The organism is Citrifermentans bremense R1, assembly GCF_000426865.1.
Taxonomy (GTDB): domain Bacteria; phylum Desulfobacterota; class Desulfuromonadia; order Geobacterales; family Geobacteraceae; genus Geomonas; species Geomonas bremensis.
This window is the reverse complement of sequence record NZ_AUGE01000002.1, coordinates 160,288-186,191: the sequence shown is the minus strand read 5'-3', so window position 1 is coordinate 186,191 and position 25,904 is coordinate 160,288. Positions and strand designations below refer to the sequence as shown.

Here is a 25,904-nt window from a genome sequence, read left to right as displayed (position 1 = left end):
GGCCCCGGTGCCGGCTTAGGGAAAAACAATCAGCAGGTTTAAGGCATAAAAAAAATCCCCCTCGGCTACCGAGGGGGATTTCGTTTCAGGCGAAGTTGTCGGAGAATCAGGCGCCGACGCTGACTACGCGACCGCTGACCTCGAGGAGCCCCTCGGTGAAGAGCCGGATCGCCTCCGGATAGAGGCGGTGCTCCTCCTTCTGAATCCGTGCCGAGAGGGTCTGCTCGGTGTCGCTTGGAAGGACCGGCACCGCGGCCTGCAGTATGATCGGGCCCGTGTCGGTGCCCGGGTCGACGAAATGGACGGTGCAGCCGGCGACCTTGGCGCCGTAATCCAGCGCCTGGCGCTGGGCGTGCAGTCCGGGAAAGGCAGGAAGCAGGGCGGGATGGATGTTCATCACCGCCATCGGGAAGGCCTCGAGCAGCACCGGCGTGATGATGCGCATAAAGCCTGCCAGCGCCACCAGCTCAACCTCGAATTCGCGCAACGTCGCCACCAGGGCCTCATCGTAGGACTCCCTGCCGGAGTAGGCGCGGTGATCCAGGTGCAGCGCGGGGATGCCGGCCTTGCGCGCGCGCTCCAGGCCGAAGGCGTCCGCCTTGTTGCTGATCACGCAGGCGACCCTTGCCTTGATCTTGCCGGCGGCGCAGGCGTCCATGATCGACTGCAGGTTGCTGCCGCTGCCGGAGATCAGTACCCCTATGTTGAGAGTTCTTTCCATATCTGACGCTTTACCCTAGACGAGATCCACGCACTCCTTGCCGGCGTCGCACTTGGCCACTTCGCCGATGACGAACGCGGTCTCGTTGAGCCCGGAGAGCCTGATCATGATTTCTTCGGCCTCTTTCTCGGGAACGACCAGCACCATGCCGATGCCGCAGTTGAAGGTCCTGAACATCTCGTTTTCCTCGATGTTGCCGGCCTTCTGCATGATGCGGAATATCTCGGGGACCTCCCAGCTGTCCTTCTTGATGACGGCCTTGCAGCCGTTGGGGAGCACGCGGGGGATGTTCTCCAGGAGACCGCCGCCGGTGATGTGTGCCAGGCCCGAGACGTTGAAGTCGCGCAAAAGGTTCATCACGCTGCGCACGTAGATGCGGGTCGGGGTGAGGAGTTCCTCGGCGACGGTTTTTCCAAGGCCGGGGAGCTCGTCGTTGATGCCGAGCCCCATGTGCTCCAGGATGACCTTCCTGGCCAGGGAGTAGCCGTTGCTGTGCAGCCCGGAGGAGGCGAGCCCGATCAGGCGGTTGCCCACGGTGATGGAGGAGCCGTCGATGATTTTTTCGCGCTCGACTACGCCCACGGCAAAGCCGGCCATGTCGTACTCGTCGCCGGTGTAGAAGCCGGGCATCTCGGCGGTTTCGCCGCCGATCAGGGCGCACCCCGCCTGCACGCACCCCTCGGACACCCCTTTGATGATGGAGGCGCCCTTGGCCGGGTCGAGCTTCGCGGTGGCAAGGTAATCGAGGAAGAAGAGCGGCTCGGCTCCCTGCACGATGATGTCGTTCACGCACATGGCGACGAGGTCTATGCCGATGGTGTCATGGCGGTCGGCGAGGAAGGCGAGCTTCAGTTTGGTCCCGACCCCGTCCGTGCCGGAGACAAGCACCGGGTGCTTGTACTTGCCCATGTTGAGGGAGAACAACCCCCCGAAGCCGCCGATGTCTGCCAGCACTTCCGGACGAGAAGTCGCCTTGACCAGCGGCTTGATCATCTGCACGAAAGTGTTGCCGGCATCTATGTCTACACCTGCGTCTTTATAGGTAATCTTAGTCTCTTTCAAGGGAGAACCTCCGATAAAGTAAAGACGAAATCTAAACCATATACCTGGAAAAGTCAAAGCGAAAAAATTGTTTACTTCGCCTTGGTGTTTGCTTATGATGCCTTGCTGTGCCTGATCTCAGGGAGAAAATAACGCTCAGTCCAATGCGTTGCGATGAGCTCAAAGCGGTGCTCGAAATAGAGTCGGCATCGTTTTCGAGACCGTGGACTGAAGAGCACTTCCAGTACGAAATCGACTCACCTTTCGGCCATCCAATGGTGGCCTTCGCCGATGACGGAACCCTCACTGGCTACCTCTGTCTCAAGCTTGTCCTGGACGAGGCCGAGATACTCGACGTCGCCGTCGGGAACTCTCATAGGGGGAAGGGGATCGGGAGACTCCTGGTGCAATGGGCGCTCGATTTCAGCCGCGAGCACGGGGCATCTGTATTGTTTCTGGAGGTGCGCGCCGGAAACGCGGAAGCCATCGCGCTCTACCGATCCTTCGGGTTCAGGGAATCGGGGCGCCGCAAGAACTATTACGACAATGGCGAAGACGCCATCTTGATGGAGATGCCGGTCTGCCGGCAGTCAGAGGAGAATCATGCAGTTTAAATCGATGGTAGTGTCGAACGTGGAGCTGTCGCCGAACTACTTCCGGATGAGGATGACCGCTCCGCAGGAATTGCTCGCTTCGGCGCCGGGGCAGTTTCTCATGCTCAAGGTGACCGACGCCATAGACCCGCTGCTCAGGCGCCCCTTCGGGCTTTTCGACGTCGGGACCTTCACCGCCGAGTACGCCGGGTGCGGCACCCAGGCGTACTGCGAGATCCTGTACAAGGTGGTGGGGAAGGGGACCAAGCTCCTCTGCGCGCTGCACCACGGCGACGTGGTGGACCTTTTGGCGCCTTTGGGCCGAGGGTTCGACCTGGGTCCGGCAGGCGAGGAGAAGGTGCTGGTAGGCGGCGGCGTAGGCCTTGCCCCCCTTTACTACCTCGCCAAGGCGCTGGTGGCGCGGGGCGAGAAGGTGCGCCTTTTCGCCGGCGGCAGGAACCGCGACGACATCCTCTGCATTACCGAGTTCGAGAGGCTCGGGGTCGAGACCTACGTGGCGACCGATGACGGCACCCTGGGCGAGAGCGGGTTCGTGACCCAGGTGCTGGAGAGGCACCTGAATGAAGGGATGCGCATCTTCGCCTGCGGACCGACCCCGATGCTCGGCGCCGTCGCCAAGATGGCGGCTTCGCACGAGGTCCCCTGCCAGGTCTCGATGGAGGCGTACATGGCTTGCGGCGTAGGCGCCTGCCTTGGCTGCGTCATGAAGGGGGCCAACCACACCGAGGCTACCCCCGACTACCGCTGTGTCTGCAAGGACGGCCCCGTCTTCGACAGCTTCGAACTGCAATGGAGTTAAACATGCATAGACCTGACATGTCCGTGGCTGTCGCCGGGATCAAGATGCGCAACCCCGTGATGACCGCATCCGGCACCTTCGGATACGGCGCCGAGTTCGCCGACTATCTCGACCTTGAGAGCATAGGGGCGATGATCAGCAAGGGGCTGTCGCTGAAGCCCAAGGCCGGCAACCCCACCCCCCGCATCGTGGAAACCCCGGGCGGGATGCTGAACGCCATCGGCCTGCAAAACGTCGGCATCGACGCCTTCATCGAGCACAAACTCCCGTATCTGAAAAACGTGAACACCCCGGTGATCGTGAACCTCTACGGCAACACGCTGGAGGAGTACGGCGAGGTCGCGGCCAGGCTGGACGGGCTTTCCGGCGTCGCCGGCATCGAGGTGAACATCTCCTGCCCCAACGTGAAGCAGGGGGGGATCGTCTTCGGCACAGATCCCGGCGCCGCGCAGGAGGTGGTGCGCCTGGTGAAGAAGAACACCTCCAAGCCGATGATCGTGAAGCTCTCCCCCAACGTCACCGACGTGGTGCTCATGGCCAAGGCGTGTGCCGACGCCGGAGCGGACGCCCTCTCGCTGATCAACACCCTCACCGGGATGGCGATCGACCTGGAGCGCCGCCGCCCGGTGCTGGCCAACGTGACCGGCGGGCTCTCCGGCCCCGCCATCAAGCCGGTCGCGCTCCGGATGGTCTGGCAGGTGGCCAAGGCGGTTAAGCTGCCGCTGATCGGCATCGGCGGCATCATGAACGGCCGCGACGCCCTGGAGTTCATGCTGGCCGGGGCGACCGCGGTGCAGGTCGGTACCGCAAGCTTCCTCGACCCCTCCGCCGCGCAGCGTATCGCCCGGGAGATGGAGCAGTACCTGGTTGACCACAAGATAGGTTCGGTCTCCTCGCTGATCGGTGCCCTAGAGCTCTGATGGAAGCGTGGGAGAAAAGCCTGAAAAACTGCATCACCAGCCCGGAGGAGCTTTCCGGGCTTTTTCGTCTGCAGGGGGGCGCGTTTTCACCGGTGGTCGCGCGCTACCCCATGCGGATCACGCCTTACTACCTCGGGCTGATCGAGGAGCCGGGCGATCCCATCTGGCGCCAGTGCGTCCCCGATCCTGCGGAACTCTGCGATCCTTCCCAGTCCCCCGATCCCCTGGACGAGGAGCGGCTTTCCCCGGTCCCCGGGTTGATCCACCGCTACCCGGACCGGGTGGTCTGGATCGTCTCCTCCGCCTGCGCCGTCTACTGCCGCTTCTGCATGAGGAAAAGAGGGGTGGGGTGCGCCAGCATGGTGCCGGCCAAGGTTGACGACGCCATCGCTTACATTGCCGGCGACCCGAGGATCCGTGACGTCGTCCTCTCCGGCGGCGATCCGCTGCTCTTGCCGGATGACCGTCTCGCCGCGATACTCTCAGCGCTTTCCCGCATACCGCACGTCGAGATGGTGAGGATCGGGACGCGGGTCCCGGTGACGCTTCCGGAAAGGGTCACCTCAGCGCTCGCGCGCCTTTTGAAGCGCCACCACCCCGTCTACCTCAACACCCACTTCAACCACCCCCGCGAGATAACGCCTCAATCGGCCAAGGCGTGCGCCAGGCTCGCCGACGCCGGCGTGCAGCTGGGGAACCAGACCGTGCTGCTCAAGGGGGTGAACGATGACCCCCAGACGATGCTGAGCCTGATGCGGCGTCTGCTCGCCATCCGGGTGCGTCCTTACTACATCCATCAAATGGACCTGGTCCAGGGGACCGCCCACTTCAGGACCCGCGTGGCGCATGGGATCTCCGTGATGCAGGCGTTGCGCGGCCATACCTCCGGGCTTGCCGTTCCGCATTACGTCATCGACCTCCCCGGCGGCAAAGGAAAGGTCGATGTCCTTTCCGGTCGCCCCGGCAGCGGCGGTCGGACTCTGCTCTTCACCAACTACCTGGGAGAAGAGATCGAGTACCCAGAAACGGACTGACTGTTACTGCCGCGTCCGTTTTCCTTTCCATAGGTGCAAACACGCCGGATCTACCTCCGAATATTAGCAACTCTCCCCACAACGCTGAAGCAGCCGCTGCCTTAGTCGCGAACCTGTTCTATCTCCCTTGTTCGGCACTGATGACCGCTCTATGAGAGCCCTCTTGTGCCCACCCTCCAACTGTCTATGCCGTTAGAGGTGCTGGTTCATCGATGCGTCTGCAGCTTTCTCAGCGGCTTATGCGGCGACGAAGACAGTTTTTCCCGCCGCGGGGCTTGCATCCGTTTTTAGGGTATACTATGGGCTGTTTTGACGCCGGCGCTGCAAAAGGAGGAGCCATGAGAAGAGTGAGCCTGGAAGAACAAATCCTCAAGGATCAGCCTGTGATCAAAGACAAAAAAGAAGTCTGTGCCCTGTGCGGATCGCCGCTGGAACAGGACAAGGAAAGCGGAGAATTGCGCTGCCCTGTCTGCGACACCGAAGATGCGCCTTGACCGATCGAGGAGGTAAGAGATGCCGGACAAACTGCAAGGGGACGAACTGGAATTCAGGAACCTTTTGGCCGAACAAAAGCGCAGGCTGTGGGCGGAGCTGAGGGAGGAGATCTTTTCCCAGACCGGCAGCGATCTCGCCACGCAGTACGACATCCCGCAGGACCTGGGGGAGAAGAGCATCCTCGACATGCTTTCCGATGCAGGGCTGGCCATAGCGGACATACGGCGCAACCAGCTGACCGCGCTGGAAGAGGCGCAAAGAAGGGTGGAGCAGGGGACCTACGGCAAGTGCGAGAACTGCGGGGAAATAATCGACATCCAGCGGCTGCGGTTGATGCCTTTCGCCGCCTGCTGCGTCTCCTGCCAGAAAGAAAAGGAAGGCCCGGGCAAGCCGCCGGGAACGACGCTTTGAATCAGGGGCTAGGGGTTGGGGGCTGGGGGCTGGTTTTGAACGTAGAACGTAGAACGTTGAACCGCCTTTCTCACAGCAGCGCGTCTATGGCTTCGAAATCCATGCCCTTTTCGGCGTTGGCCATAATCCAGTTCAGTTTCTCCTGGTCTTCGAAGGTGATCTTGGCAACGTCGTCGGAAAGCGCGGTGAACACCTCGGCGGTGGTTTCTTCCACCCTGATGTAGGGGATGCCGGAGTCGTTGAGGATCTGCTGGCTGATGTCGGAAACGGCGCAGTGCCCAGATACTACGAGGCCGGCGATCTTCTCTCTGTAAGAGGGGATGTGGTACAGGGAGGATAGGGTAACGATCAGCTCGTCTCTGGAACTTGTGACTATCATCAGGGTCGAGTCAAGCAGGCCGTCGATCACGCGCTGCGAAGAAGCCGCTCCCAACTGGATGTTGTGGATGATGCGGCTTTTTTCTTTGATGTCGCCGTGCAGCGGCAGGTCGAACAGCTTCGAGATGTGGCTCAGCGTCGGGTTGGCCAGGATGGGGGAGTAGTTGAAACCGTCTGTCACCTTGACGTTGAGAGGTTCAAAGGCCTGTTTCAGGTATTTGTTGGTGAGTTCCTTCTTCCCGGGAAGCATCTTGTTGACGATGATCCCGCGCACATCGGCCCCTTCGCGCTGATACAGCGCCAGGTTCAAATGCACCGCATCGATGACCTTGCCTATGCCGCTTTCGGTGACGATCATGACCGGAGCGTTGATCAGCTTGGCCACTTTAGCATTGCTCAGCCCGATCACCGAGCCGACCCCGCCGTGCCCCGCCCCCTCGATGATGAGGAAGTCGTATTTCTCCTCCAACTCCCGCACCGCCTCCACCACGCAGTCGGCCAGCGACAGGTCGTCGAGTTTGCCGCTTAGGTAATCCTTGGTGAAATCCCGGTGCAGCGCCACTGGAGACATGAGGGCGATGTCGTCTTCCATGCCGAATGCTTTCGCCATGAGGAGAGCGTCCATGTCCACCATGAAATCGTCATAAAGGAGCACTTTGGGCCCGAAAGGCTTTACAAAGCCGACCCGACGGTACTTTTTCCTGGCCTGGTGCATGAGCGAGATGCTGATGGTCGTCTTGCCACAGTTTTGCCCGGTCGCCGCAACGAAGATCTTTTTCGCCATGCCATACCCCTCGTTTGAATGCCGATCCACAACTCAATATTCCCTCCTGCGCGCGAGCGCAGTGGGAGGAACGGGAAATGCCGCCCCTGGGCGGCCATGTCCTGTGCAGGTGGCGTATGTTTACACAACGCACCGGGGGACGTCAAGTAAAGTCATCCTAAGAATGGGGGGTTACGGCGCCGAACTTGAGAAGAAGCATCGAGATGTCGTCGTTGAAGGTGTCGCAGCCGGTGAAGGCCCTGACTGATTCCATGACTGCGGCGATCACTCCCGCTGCCGGTTTCCCGTGCTCGCGCGCCACTACCTGCCGCAGCCTCACCATGCCGAAGAACTCGCCTTCAGGGCTTTCGGCCTCGGTGATGCCGTCGGTGAACAGCAGCAGCAGGTCCCCGTCCTGGACCTGGAGCGATGGCTCCTGGAAGGCTACCTGCCTGTGTACCCCCAGGATGAGCCCTTCGGCGTCCAGATCGAAGAACTGGTCGGTTTGGTGCCGGTAGAGCAGGGGAGGAGGGTGACCGGCGTTGGTGTAGCGGAGTGTCCCGGTGGGTATGTGGTAACTCAGGTACGACATGGTGATGAAGAGTTCGGCCCGGCTCAGGTCCTCGTGCAGCAGTTCGTTCAGGGCCGATACGATCTGGGCCGGCCCCTTCAAGGTCGCGAGCTGCGCGCGCAGTACGCTGCGGGCCTCGACCATGATCAGCGCGGCGCCGACGCTGTGGCCGGAGACGTCGGCGATGGCGAGGTCGAGTTCTTCTCCGTGCGGGAGGATGTCGTAGTAGTCGCCGCCGATGTTGTTGGCGGGGAAGCAGCTCCCGGCGCAGTCGATGCCCGGGAGGCAGGGGGGGGCTACCGGAAGCAAAGAGCTCTGGATCTGCTTCGCGATCTCCATTTCCTTCAGCATGCTGGCGTTTTGCATCAGCGCCTGCTCGGCCTGCTTGCGCTCGGTGATCTCCTGCTTGATGCAGATGAAGTGGTTGATGCGCCCGTCTTCGTCCAGGACCGGCGTGATGGTCTGCTCCTCGGGGTAGAGGGTGCCGTCCTTGCGCCGGTTGATCATCTCTCCGTGCCAGACCTCGCCGGCGCTGATGGTTTCCCTGAGGCCTCGGTAAAACTCCGCGTTGTGCCGCTCCGATTTCAGGAAACCTAGATCGCGTCCGAGGGCCTCCTCGCGGCTGTACCCGGTCATCCTGGTGAAAGCCTGGTTTACCGAGATGATGACCCCGCTGCTGTCGGTGATTACTATGGCGTTGGCCGCCGCCTCCAGCGCCGCGCTTTGAAGCTGCAGCGACTCTTCGGCGCGTTTTCGCTCCGAGATATCCGAGATGAGGCCGTCGTAGGCGATCAGTTCGCCCTGTTCGCTGTAGCGTGGGACGATGGTGTTGATGACCCAGCGCAGGGAGCCGTCCTTGTGCCGTATCCGGTGCTCCAGCGAGGGGATGTCTATTCCGGCCCGCAGGTCCTCGGTGAGGCTCGTCACCGCGCCCCGGTCCTCCTCGTAGATCATCTGGTACCACAAAAACGGGTTGTCGACGTACTCCTCGTGGCTGTAGCCGGTCACCGAGAGGCATCCGGGGCCATGCGAGGTCTTCACCACGCCCCCTTTCTGGATAGTCACGGTGTAGATATAGTCGGTCACCGCCGACACCAGCCGCTTGTAGCGCCGCTCGCTTCTCACCAGCGCCGACTCGGCCTCGCGCCGCTTGCGCCTTACCTCGGCCTCCTGCATCTCCCGCTCGATGGCAGGGATGAGGCGCGAGGTGTTGCCCTTGATCAGGTAATCGTTCGCCCCCTCCTTCATAGCCTTTACGGCATCTTCCTCGCCGATCTTTCCGGAAACGATGATGAAGGGAAGGTCCAGTCCCGAGGCCCGCACCAGCTTCAGCGCGTCTAGCCCCGAGAATCCGGGAAGGACGTAGTCGGAGATGACCAGGTCCCAGGTGTCCTCCTTGAGCGCATTGCGCAACGAGTCGGAGTTCTCCACGCGCTTGGTCACCGGAGCATAGTTGCCGCGACGCAGCTCGAAGACAAGCAGCAGTGCGTCGTCCTCAGAGTCTTCCACTATCAGCACGCGAAGCGGTTTTCCCATGAGTGCACCTAGTACTGGATCAGGTATTTGGCAGGTACTGCAGCCAGCATCCCGGAGGGCACGCGACCCTGCCTCGGATTGGAAGCATTCAAGGCGTTTCCCAATGAGTAAGGCGGCGTCGAGTATATCATAAATCATCAGCAGCGGCCCCGCGGGGGGCGGGCTAGGCTGATTCGCGGACTTTGAAATCGTTGAGCCAGTTCTCGAAGATCTGCACCTTTTGCGCGCCGAACCTAAGCAGGTCGCAGCGCACCTGCTGTGTGCTCTTCTCAAGGTCCAACTCCCCTCCCTTTTTGGAGAAGAAGAGATCGGCCAAGGCGACGATGCGTTCGCTGGTGGTGACCGGCGACATCTCCCGCACCGGCAGGCGCAGGTTTTGCGTCACGATGTCCGCCGCGGTGAGCCCGACCCCTATGTGCCTCTCGCAGACCATGGCGTGGCGCGGAAGCCCCTCGGCATCGAGGATCTCGCGGCCGATGACGCCGTGCCAGACGTAGGGCGCCTTGCCGAAGCAGTTGAGCTTTGGCGCATAGATGCGGGAGACACCGATGTCGTGGAGCAGCGCGGCCTCCTCGATAAAGTCCAGTTCGGCCTGTGGCAGTCCCGCCTTGACTGCTATGGCAAGCGCCTTGTCCGCGACATTGCGACTGTGTCTGTACACGATCTCCAAGGCGGCGTCGTTGTCCTCATAGTATTTCTCGAGTAACGCTTTAGGGTTCAAATCTTCCTCCGCTGCTACTTTACCTTTCCAGGCTCTAGATTATGACGATTCGGCCTTTCATTGCAACCGTTGTCGCTGTCACACCCCGGGACGTCTGTCAGTTTTACCTTTGCGCACAGGCAATAAAGGGTTGAATAACAGGTTTCGACCATATATGATGTGAATCCTTTAAGTAGGCGGTACTTTTTCAACGGAGCCATTACAGTGAGTTCGCCGACACAACAACATATGCTTTTAGTGGATGACGAGCCGGGCATTCTTACAGAGGTGTCGCTACTTCTGGCCTCAAGCGACGTGCAGCAGGTGGCCACCCTGTCGGACAGCCGGAACGTGCTTAAGTACGTGAAGGAACACAAGGTGACCTCGGTGATCCTGGACTGGGTGATGCCTCACGTAACCGGAGCCGAGATCCTGCACACCCTGACCGCCGAGCACCCGGAGATTCCGGTTATCGTCATGACCGCCATGGGGGACGTGGAGACCGCGGTTGCCTGCATGCAGCAAGGGGCGTTCGACTTCCTTACCAAGCCGGTCGACCCGAGCAGGCTCGTGGCCAGCGTGAAAAAGGCGCTCCAGGTAAGCGAGCTGGGCCGGCAGAACCTGATGCTCAAGGACTACCTGCTGGCGGATACGCTGCGAAGCCCCGACGCCTTCGCCGGAATCGTCACCACCTCGAAAAAGATGCGCGGCATCTTCCAGTACATCGAGGCGATCGCGTCCTCGCGCCTTCCGGTCCTGATCACGGGGGAGACGGGGGCCGGGAAGGAGCTTCTGGCGCGCGCGGTGCACGAAGTCTCCGGCGTCCCGGGCCCCTTCATCTCCCTGAACGCAGCCGGGCTCGACGACTTCATGTTCTCGGACACCCTTTTCGGCCACAAGAAAGGGGCCTTCACCGGCGCCGACAGCAAGCGCGACGGGTTGATCGCCGCGGCAGCCGGCGGGACCCTTTTCCTCGACGAGATCGGGGACCTGAACCTCGCCTCCCAGATCAAGCTGTTGCGGCTTTTGCAGGAGCGGGAGTACTACCGGATCGGCTCCGACCTGCTCCTGAAAAGCGACGCGCGCATCGTTGCCGCCTCCAACATGGATTTCACAGCGCTCAGGGCCGCAGGGAGCTTCCGCAACGACCTCTACTTCCGCCTCTGCGCCCACGAATTCCGGGTGCCCCCCTTGAGGGAGCGCCTGGAGGATGTAGGGCCCCTGGTCGACTACTTCGCGCACAACATAGCGCTGGAGCAGGGGAAGGCGACCCCCGCCGCTTCGCACAACGTCATCGCGGCCCTGGCGCAGTACCGTTTCCCGGGCAACGTCCGGGAGCTCTACAACATGGTGCACCACGCGGTTACCTGCAACGACGGCCAGCCGCTCGCCCTCTCGGACTTTCCGGGGATAGCGGCGGCGCCGGCGCGTCCCCCCCAGAGTGTGGATGCAGCCAATCCGCTTTTTGCTTTGTTCGGGAAGTTTCCGACTGTGCTGCAGGTCGAGGAGTATCTGATAGCCGAGGCGATGAAGCTGACCGGCGGCAATCAGACACAAGCGGCGGAACTCCTCGGACTGACGCGCCCAACGCTGAACAAGAGGTTGAAGCAGGAGCGTCAGTAGGGGCGGGGGAGAGGTACTAGGCCGGAGCTACTCCGGTAGTGACATAGGTAAGGTTCTGCTGCAGTGTTCGCTCTAAGGTGGCGTCGAGAAACTGGCGCTTGCAGTCCAGGTCCGACATCTGGTTTCCTTTCATGAGGGTGAGGAAACGACAGCCGCCGAAACACAAGGGGAGATAGCAGCAGACAAGGCACTCCTCCTTCTGCCAGTTGCCGATGCAGTGCGAGGCGCGGTAATCACCTATTCCATCTGCCAGGGTTCCGACGCTCAACCCCTCCCACCCCATGAAGGCAGGACATTTGTAAAGCACCCCAGCGTAGTTCACCACGATGTTGTCTTCCAATTCCACCACGCAAGCCGACACCCCCGGCTTTGAGGTCTTGAACCCCCTGGCGAGTATTTCCTCGCGCAGGTACATGAGCGCCTCCACCAACCACGGCGCATCGGAGGAGGCGCAGCCGGAACTGTGATCCGAGCAGCCCGCCTGGGGGGTGACCGGGGTGAACTGTACGTGGCGCAGTTTCTCGTGGGTTATGCCACGGGAGGCGAGATGGTCGAAAAGACGAGGGAAATCCAGGTAGTTATCCTCCCTGAAATTTCCCCCCAGGTTGATCGGGACCAGATCCCAGACGGCAGCCATGTTGTCGACGATGGCGTCGAAGCTGTCTGCTCCCGAGGCGAAAGGGCGTTCCGCGTTGTGGGTCTCCGGGGGGCCGTCCAGGGTGAACTTCGCCCCGTTTAGCCCCAGAGGAACTAGTCTTTGGGCCACCTCCCGCGTCAGCAGGGTTCCGTTGGTCACCAGGTTGAAAGCGTACTTGACTCCGTGCTCGCGGGCCAGCTGCTGCAGCTGTTCGGAACAACTGACGATCAGATCTAGCGAGAGGAGCGGCTCCCCCCCGTAGAAAGATATGTTGACGTCCCACCCCTTCTGGATCCGTTCGCGCGAAAGCGTCTGCACCAGCAGGTCAGCAGTTTCGGCGGACATGTAATGCCCCCCGCGGAACTCAGCCTCGTAGCAGTAGCCGCAGTCCAGGTTGCAATCGAGGTTCAGCACGACCATGACCTTGAAGTTGCGGCTGCGCCCGTTGGCCCGCTCCAGCATGCGGCGCATATGCTCCTTCTCGATTTCTGGGTCGGCCACCAGCATCCCCAACCGCGCCAGCGCCTCCGACTCCGGATCGGAAAGCTCCCCCTGTTGGATGGCCTGCAGCATCCCGGCCGGCACCGCAGCCAGGGAACCTCGCAAGGTCGAGTAGAGCAGGAAGTGATCTGGCTTGTTGTGGGACGGGAACGTCTTCAGATAGCGTGACAGGTGCATGATCGGTTCTCGTTAATCACGTACTGTTAGTTACGTTTAGTATAATTAATGGTGAAAATATTTTTTTTGAAGCATTGGCGGCATCCCGTCGTGAGTCAGGGACGGTACGCCGCTACATGGAGAAATAGTACATGAGTGCGCTCCAGCAGCATCCCAACCCCTGAGTCGTAGCATCCGGATCCTTACCCTCTGTAATAATTTCCAGTGTCAGTTTCCCGTTTGCCATTGCCTTGCCCCCCCTTTTTTATGTTGGTCTGTTTGAGCTTGACTTTGCGGACAGCGTAGATTAGCATGGCTTTAATTGATGTGCAATAATAAAATTTAATTTTTTTTTGAAAAGGACGGGTCATTGATGCCGGGATTTGACTGTTCTACGTATCTCTGTGTCAGAGCAACGCGGGTGCTGCTTGCTTGCTGCCTCTATCTGATGCTGTCTATCTCATCGGCAGTTTGTGAAGACGATTTAAGTTCCCTTGAATTATATAACGGCGCCGAGACCGAAATCCTTTCCGGGAGCCGTTCCCCGCGCCCCGCATCGCAAACCGCCGAGAACATAACGGTGGTGACATCGGAAGACATAGCCGCCATCAACGCCCACACGCTCGCGGACATCCTGACCTATGTCACCGGGGTGCAACTGGAAATGACGCGTACGCCGGGTACCCCGGTTAATCTCGAGGTGCAGGGCTCCAACTTCAACCACGTCCTTGTACTTCTGGACGGTGTTCCCATCAACAACCTTGCCGACAATTTTCCCGATATCAGCTCGATCCCGGTTCAATTGATCGAACGGGTGGAGATCGTGAAGGGGGCGGCGTCGTCGTCCTGGGGCAACGCCCTGGGGGGGGTGATAAACGTAATCACGAAGTTGCCCGATGCGGAACGCACGGTGGGGGGGATGGTATCCGCATCCTACGGGCAACGTGAAACGCTCGATGGCCGGGCGGAGCTAAGCGGTACCAAGGAGCGCTTCGGCTACTATCTGACCGGGGGGACGGTCCGCTCGGACGGGCTACTCTCCGGCAACATGTCCAACAAGGACAACTTCTACGGCAAACTCCAGTACGAACTGCCGGCCCGCGGTACCCTCACCTTCACCACTGCTGTTATGGACGGTAAAAGCGGCCTATTCGGCGCAGGGCCCGACATGGGAAAGATGGACAGTACTTTAGTCATTTCGACTCTGGCCGCGCAATACCAGCTGATGGACCACCTGAAGGTCGACGCGACGCTCGTGGCAGGGAAGTCGAACATGACGCTTTTGAGGCAGGGGCTGATTGCGCCTGCAACCGTCGGCAGCTTGGTCACCGAGGTCGACGAGGACCGTCGCGGGGCCAACGTACAACTCTCATGGCTCGATGAATTGCAGAGAATAGCCTTCGGCATCGACTTCGAGCACGTCACCGCGCACCTGAAGAACCCTATAGTTCGAGCGGAGTTGCTGAATCGCAGCGCCGACCGCACCGGCATCTATCTGAGCGATACCATTACCTTAGGGCGCTTCGCCGTAACCCCGAGCGCCCGCTTCGACAGTACCGGTTCGGCTGGAGACCACTTCAGTCCCAGTTTAGGCGTTACCTATGCGCTCACTGAAAACAGCGTCCTGCGAGCCTATACGTCCAGAGGATACAGTCTTACCTCGCTCAACCGCAGCACTTCCGCCGAAAAGGTCTGGACCTCGCAATTCGGATTCGAGACCGGGGACGTCCCCTATTTGTGGTTGAAGGGGACCCTCTTCCGAAACGACACCTGGGACGTCAGAGCGGGCCTCAGAGACGGTGAAATTTACCAGCGGCACGTGAAGGAGGGGGCCGAGTTCGAAGCGAAGACGCTTCCCTTCTTCAGGACATCTCTCACTGCCGGATATACCTACATTCGGGGGACGCTGGGAGATAATGGCCCACATCTGCGGGGAATTCCGAAGCATACTTTGCAAATCGGCCTGCAGTACAAGGACGACTCGGCTTTTCAGGCTCAGCTCAACGGCCGCTTCATAGATTGGGATCAGCCCGAAACCGGACGGTACGGGGCCGTCATCTGGGACCTGCACCTGAGAAAGGCCTTTGAATTTTCGAGGGTGTCGCTCGAGGTATTCGCTTCGTTGCGAAACCTGTTCAACGATTACCAATACATCGACCCTATTTACGCAAATCCGGGGCGCTGGGCGGAAATGGGGGTCAGATGCAGCTTCTGAGATTCCTCCTGCTTGCCTTGCTGTTGTTGATCCCGCTTCCCGCATTTGGCTACGACGTACTGGTGTTGCAGTCCCTGCACGAGAAGGGGTACGAAGAGGCCGTGAACGGCTTCAAGCGCGAGTGCCGTGCCAGCATGAGAAGGGTGGTCCTCTCTGAATATGCCGAGGCCGACGTGACCCGCATCACGCGCGAGGAACACCCCAAGCTGATCGTAGCAGTAGGCGACCGCGCCCTCGCTCTCGCCCAGAAGCAGAACAGCACGCCGGTACTGTACATGATGGTCTTGAATCCCAAGCCGCGCAGATGGGCCACCGGCGTCAGCATGCTGCTCGACCCGTCCAGGTACCTCTCCGTGTTCGAGGCGTTGGGGAGCCAGAAGGTGGGGGTGGTGTACGACCCTTCCCGCAGCGGCGCGTACCTGAAGCGGGCGCAGGCGGTGGCAGCCCGCAGCCGGGTCGATCTCGTGCTGCGCGAGGTGCGCGCGGCCAAGGAGACCCCGGGGGTGCTGCAGTCGTTGCGGGGGAAGGTGGACGCGCTTTGGATGCTCCCAGACGCTACGGCGGTTTCGCCGGGCGCTACCGAGGCCTACTTCCTCTTCTCACAGGGGGAACGGGTGCCGGTGGTCACCTTCGCCGACGTCTACCTCACCATGGGAGGAGCGGTAGCGCTCACCATCGACCGTTTCGACATCGGCAGACAGCTTGGGGGAATGGCGCAGAGCGTTCTGGAGGGGAAGCCGGTCGAGGAGATCCCGCCCGAGCACCCGCGCCGGGCGATAATCAAGTCCAACGACGGGGTGGTGCGCCAACTGAAGCTCTCCAGCGTGACCGGCCGATGAAGAAAAGAGTTAAAAGGAAATTCCGGCTCTCCCCCTTCACCAAGAGTTTCCGGGTCCGCCTCTACTTGATCTTCACCGGGACCATTGCGCTTTTGACGGCGGCCTTCGTCACCTTTTACGTTCTGACCGAGATCAATGCCTACCGCAGCACGCTTGAGCGCGAGGGGAGGCTGCTTGCCACCATCCTCTCGCAAAACGCCCGCCTGCCGCTCTTCGCCGAAAACCGTGAGGCTCTTTCCGCGCTGGCCGAGGGCACCTCGCGCCAATCCTCCGTGGTTTCGGTCCTCATCATCGACCAGCAGGGAAGGGTGGCGGCCGAAGCACGCAAGGTAGAGATCCCTCAGGGGGAGACGGTCAAGATGGAGGTGGAAATCACCTCTCCCAGCTCGGTGCTGTCGCCTGAGTCGGTGCTCCTTGGCCACCAGGAGACCGACAAGCAGCGGGTGATCGGCAGGGTGCACCTGCTGCTCGACATGTCGGCGGTGCGGGAGCGGCTGGTGAACCTGGTCGCCGCCTCGCTTGCCATCGGGACGCTTTTCTGGGTGGCCGTTTCGCTGCTCAGCTACCAGGTGCTCAAGCGGGTCACCTCATCCTTCAACATGCTGATGGGGGGGATCGAGGAGATAGGTTCGGGCAAGCTTTCGGCGAGGGTCGACCTGGAAGGGGACGACGAACTGGCGCGCGCCGCCAACGCCATCAACGCCATGGCCGCCTCCTTAGAGCTGCGCGAGCTTGAGAACCTCGCCCTGCAGGAAGAGCTCCTGAAGGCGATGAAGCTCGAGGTGCAGGAAGAGAAAAAACTGGTCATGGCGCGGCTGATTCAGACCAACAAGATGACCTCGCTGGGGTTGCTTCTCTCCAGCATGGCCCATGAGATCAACAACCCCAACGCCTCGATCCGCTTCTCCGGTTACATGATCGGGAAGGTGTGGAGCGATGCGGTGCCGCTTTTAGACCGCGTCCGTGAGGAGGAGGGGGATTTTTACCTGGGAGGAGTCCCCTTCGAAAAGGCGCGCCAAGCGATGGCTGACAACGCCGGAAAGATCGTGGAGAATTCTGAGAGGATCGCGCGGGTGGTGCAGGGGCTCAGGGACTACGGGGTGGGGGGCGACGCACATCTGCACCAGAAACTGGAGCTGAACGCCGCTGTGTCTGCGGCCTTGTCGGTGCTCGCCTGCCAGATCAAGAAGGACGTGCAGTTGAAGACCTCCCTTGGCGCCGGTATCCCGGTGATTCCCGGAAGCCAGTCGCAGATCGAGCAGGTGCTCATCAACCTGATCCTGAACGCCATGCAGGCGCTTGACGACGGGGAGGGGGAGGTGCATCTGACCACCCGCCATGATGCCCATAACGGCGAGGTGGTGGTGGAAGTCAGTGACAACGGGGTCGGCATCAAGCCGGAAACCATGGAGCACCTATTCGAACCTTTCTACTCGACCAAGCTGGACCGGGGGGGAAGCGGCCTTGGGCTCTACATCTCGCAATACATCGTCGTCGAACACGGCGGCCGGTTGCAGCTTACCTCTGCTCCGGGGAAGGGGACCATGGCCCGCGTGGTGCTCCCGACCGCGCACGCTGCCTCAGTGCGCGGCATGGTCTCCGCCCAGAACGGTCAGCATGCCGCCGATGCGCTCCATCAGGTCGGTTAACGCTTCTCCCTCGTACCTCCCGCAGCATATCCTGCGCATCTGGTTCAAGAGCCCCTCGAATACGTCGTCCCCGCAACTGTTGTGCGTCAGGTCGCTGGTGAGGCTGTCGTTCAGAAGCAGCCGCTTCATCTGAATGAGCTGTATCTCCACGCGCAGCTTTTTAATGGTCGGCATGTCGCTTTGCTTCAGCAACTGCAGGCATTGATTGATGATGCTGTACTGGTGATCCATGGTGTCCCCCGGTGCTTGATATTGGTTCAGCTTAAACATGCTTTCCAATATGCATGCCAAAAAGGCCGGGGGGAAAGTGACGCGTTTTAAACGGATTGGGAGCTGGCGCTGCAGCACGTTTTGCGGGGCCTGGTGTGAAAATTTTTACAGTTCCTGGAAGGGGTGGGCAAAAGTAGGCTAAACCACGGCGTTTTCCCCTTAACTGTAAAAAAATTCACTGTTCGTTTTTTTACAATCGCGGCGCAGCGGCACCCGGCACGATCACCCTTCCAGGGACTTCTTCACCTTCGCGGTAAGCTCTTCCGCGCTGAAGGGCTTGAGGATGTAGCCGTTCGCCCCCGCCTCGGCCGCCAGCTCGCGCATCTCGTTTTCGCTTTTGGAAGAAAGAAGCAGGATCGGGATGTCCTTGCTTACCTCGTTCTCCTTGAGCAGCTTCGCCTTTTTGTTGCCGTCCAGCATCGGCATCATGATGTCCATGATGATCAGATCCGGCCTCTTCTTCGAGAAGATGAAGCGGTTCGCTTCGATGCCGTTGGTGGCGGTGAGCACCTCGTATCCTGCCTGAACCAGCGCGTCCATGGCCATGGTCAGGACCACCTCGCTGTCGTCAATGATCAGTATCGTTTTTGCCACAAGTTGCCTCCTTTATCTGCACTAAGGTCGTTGGTCGTGCTGCTTCGTTGCCGGCCGCGACGCCGAAAAGCTTCGCGATCGCCCCAGGCATGAGATCCAGGGGGAGCACCTGGTCCACGGCGTGGAGGGAGATGGCCGCCTTCGGCATCCCGAAAACGGCGCAGCTCGGCTCGTCCTGCACGATGGTGGTGCCTCCGGCTTCCTTGATCCGGAGCATCCCGAGGGCGCCGTCGCGTCCCATCCCGGTCAAGAGGATGCTGACCACACGGTCGCAGCGCGCCTGGGCCAGGGAATTGAAGAAGACGTCGATGGAAGGGCGGCAGCAGTTGACCGCGGGGTCGCTGTCGAGCCTGATCTTCCCGTCGCAAAGCGTCATGTGCCTGCCGTCCGGCGCGATGACCGCCTCGCCCGGGAGGTATCTCCCGCCGTCCACGGCGATCCTGACCGGCAGGGTGCACTCGCGGTTGAGCCATGAGGCGAAGCCCGGGGCGAAGCCTGCGGCTATGTGCTGCACCACGAAGACGGTTGCCGGAAAACCGGCGGGGAGGCTCTTCAAAAGGGTCATCACCGCCTTCGGCCCGCCGGTCGAGGCCCCGATCGCCAGGATATCGTGGCCCGGCGCTAAAGAGGGGACTTCCAGGGAGACGGGGAGCCTCAGCCTGCGGCGCGGGTGCCTGATGACCCTGATGCGCGCCAAGAGTCGCACTTTCTGCAGCAGGTGGCACCGGAATTCCTCCAGCGCATCCGCGCTCCCCAGTTCCGGTTTTTCCATCACGTCGAGCGCGCCGCGCTTGATGGCGGTGAAGGCGCGCTCCACCTCGCTTGCCTCCACCGCGCCCGAGAGGACCAGCACCGGGGTCGGGGCCTGCGCCATGATCTCCTCGATCGCCTCCAGTCCGTCCATGACCGGCATGCGGATGTCCATGAGCACCAGGTCGGGCCTGAGCCGGAAGGTCAGCTCGCACGCCTCCTTTCCGTCGCCGGCCTCGCCGGCCAGCTGGATATCCTCCTCCCCCTGCAGTATGTCCCTCAGGATCCGGCGCACCAAAGCCGAGTCGTCCGCCAGCAGAATCCTTATGGTCATCGAAACCGTCCCCGCCGAATCGTTGCCGTCAGCCGATCAGCATCTGCACCGTCTCCAGGAGCATCCCCTGGTCGAAGGCGCCTTTTACGATGTACGCCTGCGCGCCTGACTGCAGCGCCTGCCTCTTGTCCTCGTCGCGCGACAGCGACGAGACGATGATTATCGGGATCTCCCGGTAGCGCTCCGACTCCCTGAGGTTGCGGGTCAGCTCGAAGCCGTTGATCCCCGGCATCTCCACGTCGGAGATGATCAGGTCGAACTCCTCATCCGCGCACTTTTGCAAGGCGTCTTCCCCGGAGACGGCCGTCACCACGTCGTACCCCTGGGTAAGGAGGATGCTCTGCTCCATGGTCCGGGTGGTGATGGAGTCGTCCACCACCAGCACCTTGAAGCGCCGCTCCTCGTCCAGCTCGGCGCCGCTGCGGGTCGCCCTGCGCCCGTCGTTTGCCGCTGCCGAGAAGAGGTCGGGGACGTTCAGGATCAGGGCAGGGTTGCCGTCCCCCATGATGGTGGCTCCGAACAGGAACCTGACGCTGCGAAACTGCTTCCCCAGCCCCTTGACCACGACCTCCGAGCTTCCCAGGTGCGCGTCCACCAGGCAGGCCATGCGCTGGTCGGCAAGCTTCAGCACGATAACCGCCAGCGTCGCTGAGGATTTCATCTGCCGCGGCAACTCCAGCATCGCTGCGAGGCTGTAAAGGGGAGTGGTAACCCCCCGCACCTTGATCACCTCGTTCGCTCCCAGTACGGTGATCTCGTCGGGGCGCACCTTGAGGATCTCCTGTACGTAGTTGAGGGGAACCGCGAAGTCTTCACCGCCGCACCGGATCAGGAGCGCCTCGATCACCGAGAGGGTGAGCGGCAGCTGCAGGGTGACGCGCGAGAAGCTCCCTTTCTCGCTGGTCAGGGTGATGTTCCCCTTGACCCGTTCGATGTTCCGCTTCACCACGTCCATGCCTACGCCGCGCCCCGAGATGTCGGTGACGATCTCGGCGGTGGAGAAGCCGGGCCTGAAGGTGAGGTAGAGGGCCTCCTCGTCGCCCATCGCCTCAGCTTCCCTCGGGTCGATGACCCCCTTGGCCAGGGCCGCCGCCCTGATCCTGGCCGGGTCCATACCCTTGCCGTCGTCGGCGACCTCGACAATGACCGAGCGCCCCTCGTGGCGCGCCGAAAGCGATACCACCCCCTCGCGCGGCTTGCCGGCCGCGGTACGCTCGTGCGGGGGCTCGATGCCATGGCAGACGGCGTTGGTAAGGAGGTGGATCAGCATCGGCTTAAGCCCCTCTAAAAGCACGCGGTCCATCTCGATGCCGTGCCCGGCGATCTGGAGCCGGACCTCCTTCCCCAGCTGCTGGGCCAGGTCGCGCACCAGCCGCTCGAAACCGTCGGAGATGCTTCTCAAGGGGAGCATCCTGAGCGCCATCGCCTTTTCGTGCAGCTCCTGGATCAGGTAGTCCTGGTAGAGGACGTCCTCCTCAAGGTCGCGGCGGAAAAGGGTGAGGGCCTGGGCCTGATCGGTGGGAAGCGAGGCGGCGATCTCCTTGAGCGTTAAGAGCTTCGCCTCCAGCCGCTTCTTGTTGATGATCATCTCGCCGATCAGGTTCACCAGGTGGTCGAGCGTCTTCACGTTGGCGCGCACCGTCTCGCTTTGCTGTTCGGCCGCGGCCTCGCGGGTGTCGGCGGCTGCCGGGCGGGTAAGCTCGCCGCGGTCGTACTCGGCGACGAAGCGCTCCACGTCGAGCTCCGGGACCTCCCCGCGCAAAAGCGCAGAGGTGATGAGCGCCACTGCGTCTGCGCCTTTCAAAAGCAGGTCGATGGCGTCTGCGTCAACCTGCCGCTCACCCCGCTCCATCCCCTTCAGCTGTTCCTCCATGGTGTGGGTGATGGCGCTTATGTCGGATAGCCCCACCATGCGCGCCGATCCCTTAAGGGTGTGCGCGTTCCTCAAGAGTTCGTGCAAAAGCGAGCTCCGCTCCGGGTTCCTTTCCAGGACCAGGAGCCCGCTTTGCAGCGAGGCCAGATGCTCTTCGGCCTCGCGGCAGAAGATCTCGAGGTAGCGGCTTCCCATCTACGCCTCTTCCTCCGTGATCTCCTTGAGCCTTTCGGCAAGTTCCAGGATTTCGGCGATGGCCCGCTCGGTTTCGGTCGCAGACATGGCGACCTGCTGCGCCACGTCGCGCACCTCGCTCATGGTCTCGGCCATCTGTTCGCAGGCCGAGGTCTGCTGCTGGGTGGAGAGCGAGATCTCCTTGGCGGTACGCGCCGTTTCCTGTGCCGTTCCCACGATGGAGGCGAAGGAGAGCTGCACCTTGTCCACGAGGCTTGAGGCGTAGTCCACCGCCTTGGTCCCTTCCTCGGTCACCATGATGGTGTTGTTGGTGGCGCTCTGGATCTCGCTGATCAGCCCCTTGATCTGCCGGGTCGCCTCGACGGTGCGGTCGGCGAGCCTCTTCACCTCGTGCGCCACGATGGCGAAGCGCTTGCCCGCCTCCCCGGCCCCTGCGGCCTCGATGGCTGCGTTCAGGGCCAGGAGGTTCGTCTGGTCGCTGATCTCGTCGATGATCTCCACGATGCCGCCGATCTTCTGGCTGTTGTCCCCCAATTCCAGCATGCTGCTGGCGATGCTCTCCACCTGGCTGCGGACCCGCCCCATCCCCTCGATGGCGTTGGTCACGTCCCCGCGCCCGTTGTTGCAGTTGCTGGTGGTGTCCTCGGCCACGGTCTCGACGCTCCGCGCGTTGGCCGTGATCATCTTGGCGGTGATGGCGATCTCCTCGGAGGTGGTGGTCACCTCCTGGACCGCGCTTGCCTGCTGGGTGGAACCCGAGGCCTGCTGCGCCGAGATCGCCATCATCTCGTTGGCCGCGCTGGAGAGCTGGATCACCGCCTCCTTCACCGAGGCGATCAGGCGCCCGCTGCGGCCTATCTCTTCCTTCAGGTCGCGCACGATCACCGTGGTCATGGTGTTGAAGGCCTCGGCCAGCGTCCCGATCTCGTCGTTGCTCTCAACGGGAATGGTCTCGTCCAGTTCCCCGCCGGTGATGCGGTGGGCGGCCGCGGTCAGTTTGGCCAAAGGCCTCACCGCGCGGCTCACCACGAGGAGGATGGTAACCGAGCAGGCAATCAGCATGACCAGCATGCTGAGCACGATCTCGTTTCTGAGGTCCGCCCCTTTTTGTTCGGTCTTCTGCATCGAGAAGCCGATCCTGAAGGCCCCCCAGTGTTTCCCCTGGACGTAGACCGGAACCGAGAGATCCCACATCTTCTCGCCGGTGTCGCGCTGGTACACCTGCTTAAGGAAGGGGGCGAGGCTGCGGGCCGCGGCAAGCCCCACCTCGTCCTGGAACAGGCGCTTGGTCCGGTTGGCGTTCTTGTCGCGTTCCCGGTCGCCGGTGAGCGGGGCGGAAAACTTGCTGTTGTGGGTCGGAAGGTAACCGTTACGGTCTACCATAGCCGCGAAGACGATCTGGTCGTCCTTGAGGAATTCATCCTCCAGGGCCTGGACCGCCTCGTCCAGGAACCTGTCGTACTGGGTGTGGTACTTCAGCGGCTCCGTGTTGGGGATCGGGACGTAGCGCTCATCGAAGAGCTGCTCCATGGTGAGCTTCCGGTTGGCTATCGCCTCGGCCAGGATGCGCTCCATGGACTTGCCCCCCGTCTGTGCCAGGATCCGCCCCTTGGAGAGGAGCTCCTCCTCCATGTTCTGCCTGCGCGAGCGGACGAAATACACCGAGAAGGCGGTCATGATGACGATCATGACCATGATCAGGACGCTGACGATCTTTACCGATAGCTTGTTGGACATATCCATCCCCGTGCCTTTCTTTAGTTTTGATCTAACAATCCAGAACCCTTTGTTTCTATCCCTCGCCCACCACGATCTCCGGCGCGGCGAGGAGCGCCTCCATGTCCAAAAGGATGATGGAGCCGTCCTGCTCGTTGAAGTGCCCCCTGACGAAACGCTTAGCCCCTCCCGCCATGGCAGGCTCGAAACCGTCGCAGCAAAGCCCCTGCACCCCGTGTGCGGCCTCGACGAGAATGCCGGTGGCGAACTGCTCGCTTTTCACCACCACTACCCTTCCGCCGGCGCCGATCTCGGGCTGGGCAAGCCCCAGCATCGGGCGGATGTCCATGGCGGCGGTGATCTCGCCGCGCAGGTTGAAGATCCCGGCGATAAGCGTCTGCACCGCGGGCACCCGGATCAGCTTCGGTACCCGGATCACCTCGCAGGCATGCTGCGTCTCGAAGGCGAAGCGCTCGCCCCCCAGGGTGAAGACCAGGCACTCCAGCACTTCCCGGGCCTGCACCTCCTCTTCGGAAAGCGCCTGCCAGTACTCCTCCCGCATCTGTCCCAGGATGCTGCGGATGTCGTAGGCTTCCTCTTTTCCCGTCATCTGGTACCCCTTGTGCCGCTCATAGATGAACGCCTCAGGCGACCTGCGCCAGGGCGTTTTGCAATTGCATCATGCAGACGGCCCGGGTAAGGCCGCCCGAGAAGGGTACGGTATCGTTGCCGTCGTGCCGGGCGAGGATCCTGATGCTGTTTCTGATCTCGCGCGCCGCCTCCGCCTGGCGCCCCTGTCTCAGATGCAGCCTCCCCATGTGGTAGCGCGGCATGACGAACTCGTGCTCCAAAAGGAGCGCCTTTCTATACTCGTCGGCCGCCTCGGCCAGGCGGTCCTCGGCATCGAGGATTACCCCTTTGAGAAAGTACGCCTCCGGCAGTAGGTCGTTCAGTTCCAGGGCCTTGCTGCAGGTCTTGAGCGCTTCTTGCAGCTCTCCCTTGCCCGCCAGGATGAAGGCAACCAGCACCAGCGCCGCCGCGTTAGCCGGATCTTCGGCGAGTATCCGGTCCAGCAGCTCCTGTGCCCGGTCGAATTCCTCCTGGTCGAAGAGTTCGCGGGCCGCTGCGACGGCAAGCGGAGCAGGGGAGGGCGGGGCTAAGGGCGCCGGCGGGGGAGGTGAAACCGCCTTGGGCGCAGCCTGTGCCGGTACAGCCGGCAGTTTCGGTATGGCTTGCGGCGCCGGTTTCGCGCAGGGCGGGGGTTGGGGCGTACGAGAGGTGCGGGGCGCGGTTTTAAGGTAGAAGAAGCTTTTCCCCTGGCGCCGTATCTCCAGATCGGTGTCTTGCTGCAAGAGCGTCTCGGCGTGCCCAAGGAAGAGCTGGCCGGAAACCCTCAGCGCGCCGGCGAGGCGCCGCAGCACCTGGTCTGCTGCCTGCGGCGTGAAGTAGATGAGCACGTTGCGGCAGAAAATGGCGTCCAGCTCAGAAAGATCCTGCCACATCTCGTCGCGGCCCGGACCGGATAGGTTCAGGTGACGGAAATTGACCAGCCGTTTCACTTCGTCCTTGATCAGGAAGCTCTGCCCGACCCGGTCGAAGTAGCGCCGGATCTGCTCCCCCTGGGTAATGCGCAGCGACCAGGGGGAGTAAACCCCCTCGCGGGCCAGTTTGAGCGAACGGTTGTTGATGTCGGTGGCGATGATCCTGATGTCGCGGTCCCTCCAGTCCGGGAGGGCCTCCATCAGGGTGATCGCTATGGAATACGGCTCCTCGCCGGTGGAGCATCCGGCGGACCAGATCCTTATCGGCCGGCCTGCGGGTGGAGGCGGGTTGAAACGCTCCCTGAGGGCGGCGAAATGGGCGGGATAGCGGTTAAAGTAGGTTTCTCCCACGGTGAGAAATTGCAGCAGTTTCTGCAGTTCGTGGCGGTCTTCGCCGTGCAGCTTCAGGTAGGCCAGGTACTCGCGATAGCTGCCGATGCGCAGGGCGTACATCCGCTTGGCGAGCCCGCGCAAAAGCGCGGCGCGGTTGCGCTGTTCGAAGTGGAGCCCGGTGCAACTAAGGATGTGTTTGGAGAATTCGCAGCAAAGATCTTCTTCGATCTCGTGAGGCGTGCACAACGGCGCGTTTCGCTGCGCAAGGGAGGCGAGGTCGTCGAAAAGACGTTTTGTCTGGAGTGGCTTGGGAATGAAATCGAAGACGTGCAAGAGTTCTGCTTCCAGCCTCAGGCATTCCGAGATCACTATCACCGGGATGACTCTTGGTTCCGGCGTATGGGCGCGGTGCTCAACGGCCAAAGGCGCAATCTTCGCCGGCTCAAGGGCGAGTATGATCAGCTCCGGCTTTTGCCGCCTGACCGCGGGAAATCCCTGGCTTGGGTCATGAAGCGTCGTCACCGCATGTCCCGCCTCGCCCAGGAGATGGTTCAGGTAGTCCGCAAAAGAAGCGTTGTCGCTTATGAGGAGAATCTGCAATGGCAAATGGCTGTTCCTCTTGCGGAATAAAAGTGCCAGAGCTTCCTTGGGCTTCCTGATGGGCGGCAAAGCGGCGTGCCGTAAAACGCCGACTG

The 25,904-nt window shown here is 61.5% G+C and carries 23 protein-coding genes; 10 read left to right on the top strand and 13 right to left on the bottom strand.

The genetic code is table 11. From position 1 onward, the window contains the following. Positions 1 to 106: 106 nt before the first annotated feature. Both purN and purM read right to left on the bottom strand, forming a co-directional pair. The gene (gene purN, locus K419_RS0103215; RefSeq protein ID WP_026840306.1) at positions 107 to 721 is read right to left on the bottom strand and encodes a phosphoribosylglycinamide formyltransferase; all 615 of its coding nucleotides are present in this window, start codon (positions 719 to 721) and stop codon (positions 107 to 109) included. Between the two features lie 15 nt (positions 722 to 736). Then, on the bottom strand, positions 737 to 1,783 hold the full coding sequence (purM, locus tag K419_RS0103210) for a phosphoribosylformylglycinamidine cyclo-ligase (protein ID WP_026840305.1): 1,047 nt from the start codon (positions 1,781 to 1,783) through the stop codon (positions 737 to 739). 167 nt (positions 1,784 to 1,950) lie between these two features. Between purM and rimI the strand changes: the two genes are divergently transcribed. The 6 genes from rimI (at position 1,951) to K419_RS0103180 (ending at position 6,035) form a co-directional block, all read left to right on the top strand. Beyond that, a complete protein-coding gene (gene rimI / locus K419_RS0103205) occupies positions 1,951 to 2,376 on the top strand; it encodes a ribosomal protein S18-alanine N-acetyltransferase (protein ID WP_404813190.1) in 426 nt (141 codons plus the stop codon). Beyond that, positions 2,366 to 3,175, top strand: coding sequence for a dihydroorotate dehydrogenase electron transfer subunit (locus K419_RS0103200; RefSeq protein WP_026840303.1), 810 nt, complete (start codon positions 2,366 to 2,368; stop codon positions 3,173 to 3,175). Before rimI ends, K419_RS0103200 begins: the two co-directional genes overlap by 11 nt. Before the next feature lie 2 nt (positions 3,176 to 3,177). After that, a complete protein-coding gene (locus tag K419_RS0103195) occupies positions 3,178 to 4,095 on the top strand; it encodes a dihydroorotate dehydrogenase (protein WP_026840302.1) in 918 nt (305 codons plus the stop codon). Beyond that, positions 4,095 to 5,129 (top strand): KamA family radical SAM protein, encoded by a 1,035-nt coding sequence (locus K419_RS0103190; RefSeq protein WP_026840301.1) that lies wholly within the window; start codon positions 4,095 to 4,097, stop codon positions 5,127 to 5,129. The genes K419_RS0103195 and K419_RS0103190 overlap by 1 nt, the downstream gene beginning before the upstream one ends. A gap of 338 nt (positions 5,130 to 5,467) precedes the next feature. Beyond that, entirely contained in the window at positions 5,468 to 5,623 is a 156-nt protein-coding gene (locus K419_RS23795) for a hypothetical protein (protein WP_198013086.1), read from the top strand. Between the two features lie 19 nt (positions 5,624 to 5,642). Further along, on the top strand, positions 5,643 to 6,035 hold the full coding sequence (locus tag K419_RS0103180) for a TraR/DksA family transcriptional regulator (protein ID WP_026840300.1): 393 nt from the start codon (positions 5,643 to 5,645) through the stop codon (positions 6,033 to 6,035). Positions 6,036 to 6,105: 70 nt separating this feature from the next. On the opposite strand, the gene K419_RS0103175 is transcribed toward K419_RS0103180, so the two are convergent. The 3 genes from K419_RS0103175 to K419_RS0103165 all read right to left on the bottom strand — a co-directional run bounded on the left by K419_RS0103175 (position 6,106) and on the right by K419_RS0103165 (position 10,004). Beyond that, entirely contained in the window at positions 6,106 to 7,197 is a 1,092-nt protein-coding gene (locus tag K419_RS0103175; RefSeq protein WP_026840299.1) for a dethiobiotin synthase, read from the bottom strand. Between the two features lie 157 nt (positions 7,198 to 7,354). Then, a complete protein-coding gene (locus K419_RS0103170; protein ID WP_026840298.1) occupies positions 7,355 to 9,283 on the bottom strand; it encodes a SpoIIE family protein phosphatase in 1,929 nt (642 codons plus the stop codon). 163 nt (positions 9,284 to 9,446) lie between these two features. Beyond that, positions 9,447 to 10,004 (bottom strand): HD domain-containing protein, encoded by a 558-nt coding sequence (locus K419_RS0103165; RefSeq protein ID WP_026840297.1) that lies wholly within the window; start codon positions 10,002 to 10,004, stop codon positions 9,447 to 9,449. Positions 10,005 to 10,232: 228 nt separating this feature from the next. Between K419_RS0103165 and K419_RS0103160 the strand changes: the two genes are divergently transcribed. Further along, the gene (locus K419_RS0103160; protein WP_084154097.1) at positions 10,233 to 11,606 is read left to right on the top strand and encodes a sigma-54-dependent transcriptional regulator; all 1,374 of its coding nucleotides are present in this window, start codon (positions 10,233 to 10,235) and stop codon (positions 11,604 to 11,606) included. 16 nt (positions 11,607 to 11,622) lie between these two features. On the opposite strand, the gene gptM is transcribed toward K419_RS0103160, so the two are convergent. After that, positions 11,623 to 12,921 (bottom strand): geopeptide radical SAM maturase, encoded by a 1,299-nt coding sequence (gene gptM / locus K419_RS0103155; RefSeq protein ID WP_026840295.1) that lies wholly within the window; start codon positions 12,919 to 12,921, stop codon positions 11,623 to 11,625. Between the two features lie 352 nt (positions 12,922 to 13,273). Here gptM and K419_RS21500 point away from each other — a divergent pair, with 352 nt between their 5' ends. Genes K419_RS21500 through K419_RS0103140 form a run of 3 tightly spaced genes read left to right on the top strand, consistent with a single transcriptional unit; the run spans position 13,274 to position 17,603 of the window. Beyond that, positions 13,274 to 15,115 (top strand): TonB-dependent receptor plug domain-containing protein, encoded by a 1,842-nt coding sequence (locus K419_RS21500; RefSeq protein WP_051292851.1) that lies wholly within the window; start codon positions 13,274 to 13,276, stop codon positions 15,113 to 15,115. After that, positions 15,103 to 15,954, top strand: a complete 852-nt coding sequence (locus K419_RS0103145) for an ABC transporter substrate-binding protein (protein WP_026840294.1) — start codon at positions 15,103 to 15,105, stop codon at positions 15,952 to 15,954. Before K419_RS21500 ends, K419_RS0103145 begins: the two co-directional genes overlap by 13 nt. Continuing rightward, positions 15,951 to 17,603, top strand: coding sequence for a sensor histidine kinase (locus K419_RS0103140; protein WP_026840293.1), 1,653 nt, complete (start codon positions 15,951 to 15,953; stop codon positions 17,601 to 17,603). Before K419_RS0103145 ends, K419_RS0103140 begins: the two co-directional genes overlap by 4 nt. Here the strand turns inward: K419_RS0103140 and K419_RS0103135 are convergent. The 7 genes from K419_RS0103135 to K419_RS0103105 form a co-directional block, all read right to left on the bottom strand. Beyond that, positions 17,535 to 17,834 carry a hypothetical protein gene (locus K419_RS0103135; RefSeq protein ID WP_026840292.1) on the bottom strand — a complete coding sequence of 100 codons (300 nt, stop codon included), beginning with the start codon at positions 17,832 to 17,834 and terminating at the stop codon, positions 17,535 to 17,537. The genes K419_RS0103140 and K419_RS0103135 overlap by 69 nt on opposite strands. 261 nt (positions 17,835 to 18,095) lie before the next feature. After that, a complete protein-coding gene (locus K419_RS0103130; protein WP_012530817.1) occupies positions 18,096 to 18,467 on the bottom strand; it encodes a response regulator in 372 nt (123 codons plus the stop codon). After that, positions 18,442 to 19,551, bottom strand: coding sequence for a chemotaxis-specific protein-glutamate methyltransferase CheB (gene cheB / locus K419_RS0103125; protein ID WP_026840291.1), 1,110 nt, complete (start codon positions 19,549 to 19,551; stop codon positions 18,442 to 18,444). Before cheB ends, K419_RS0103130 begins: the two co-directional genes overlap by 26 nt. 28 nt (positions 19,552 to 19,579) lie before the next feature. Then, the gene (locus tag K419_RS0103120; RefSeq protein ID WP_026840290.1) at positions 19,580 to 21,619 is read right to left on the bottom strand and encodes a hybrid sensor histidine kinase/response regulator; all 2,040 of its coding nucleotides are present in this window, start codon (positions 21,617 to 21,619) and stop codon (positions 19,580 to 19,582) included. Further along, positions 21,620 to 23,356, bottom strand: a complete 1,737-nt coding sequence (locus K419_RS0103115; protein WP_026840289.1) for a methyl-accepting chemotaxis protein — start codon at positions 23,354 to 23,356, stop codon at positions 21,620 to 21,622. It abuts the gene before it with no gap. 55 nt (positions 23,357 to 23,411) lie between these two features. Further along, the gene (locus K419_RS0103110; protein WP_026840288.1) at positions 23,412 to 23,945 is read right to left on the bottom strand and encodes a chemotaxis protein CheW; all 534 of its coding nucleotides are present in this window, start codon (positions 23,943 to 23,945) and stop codon (positions 23,412 to 23,414) included. Between the two features lie 34 nt (positions 23,946 to 23,979). Beyond that, complete coding sequence (locus K419_RS0103105) at positions 23,980 to 25,815, bottom strand: CheR family methyltransferase (RefSeq protein WP_026840287.1); 1,836 nt, start codon at positions 25,813 to 25,815, stop codon at positions 23,980 to 23,982. Positions 25,816 to 25,904: the final 89 nt, after the last annotated feature.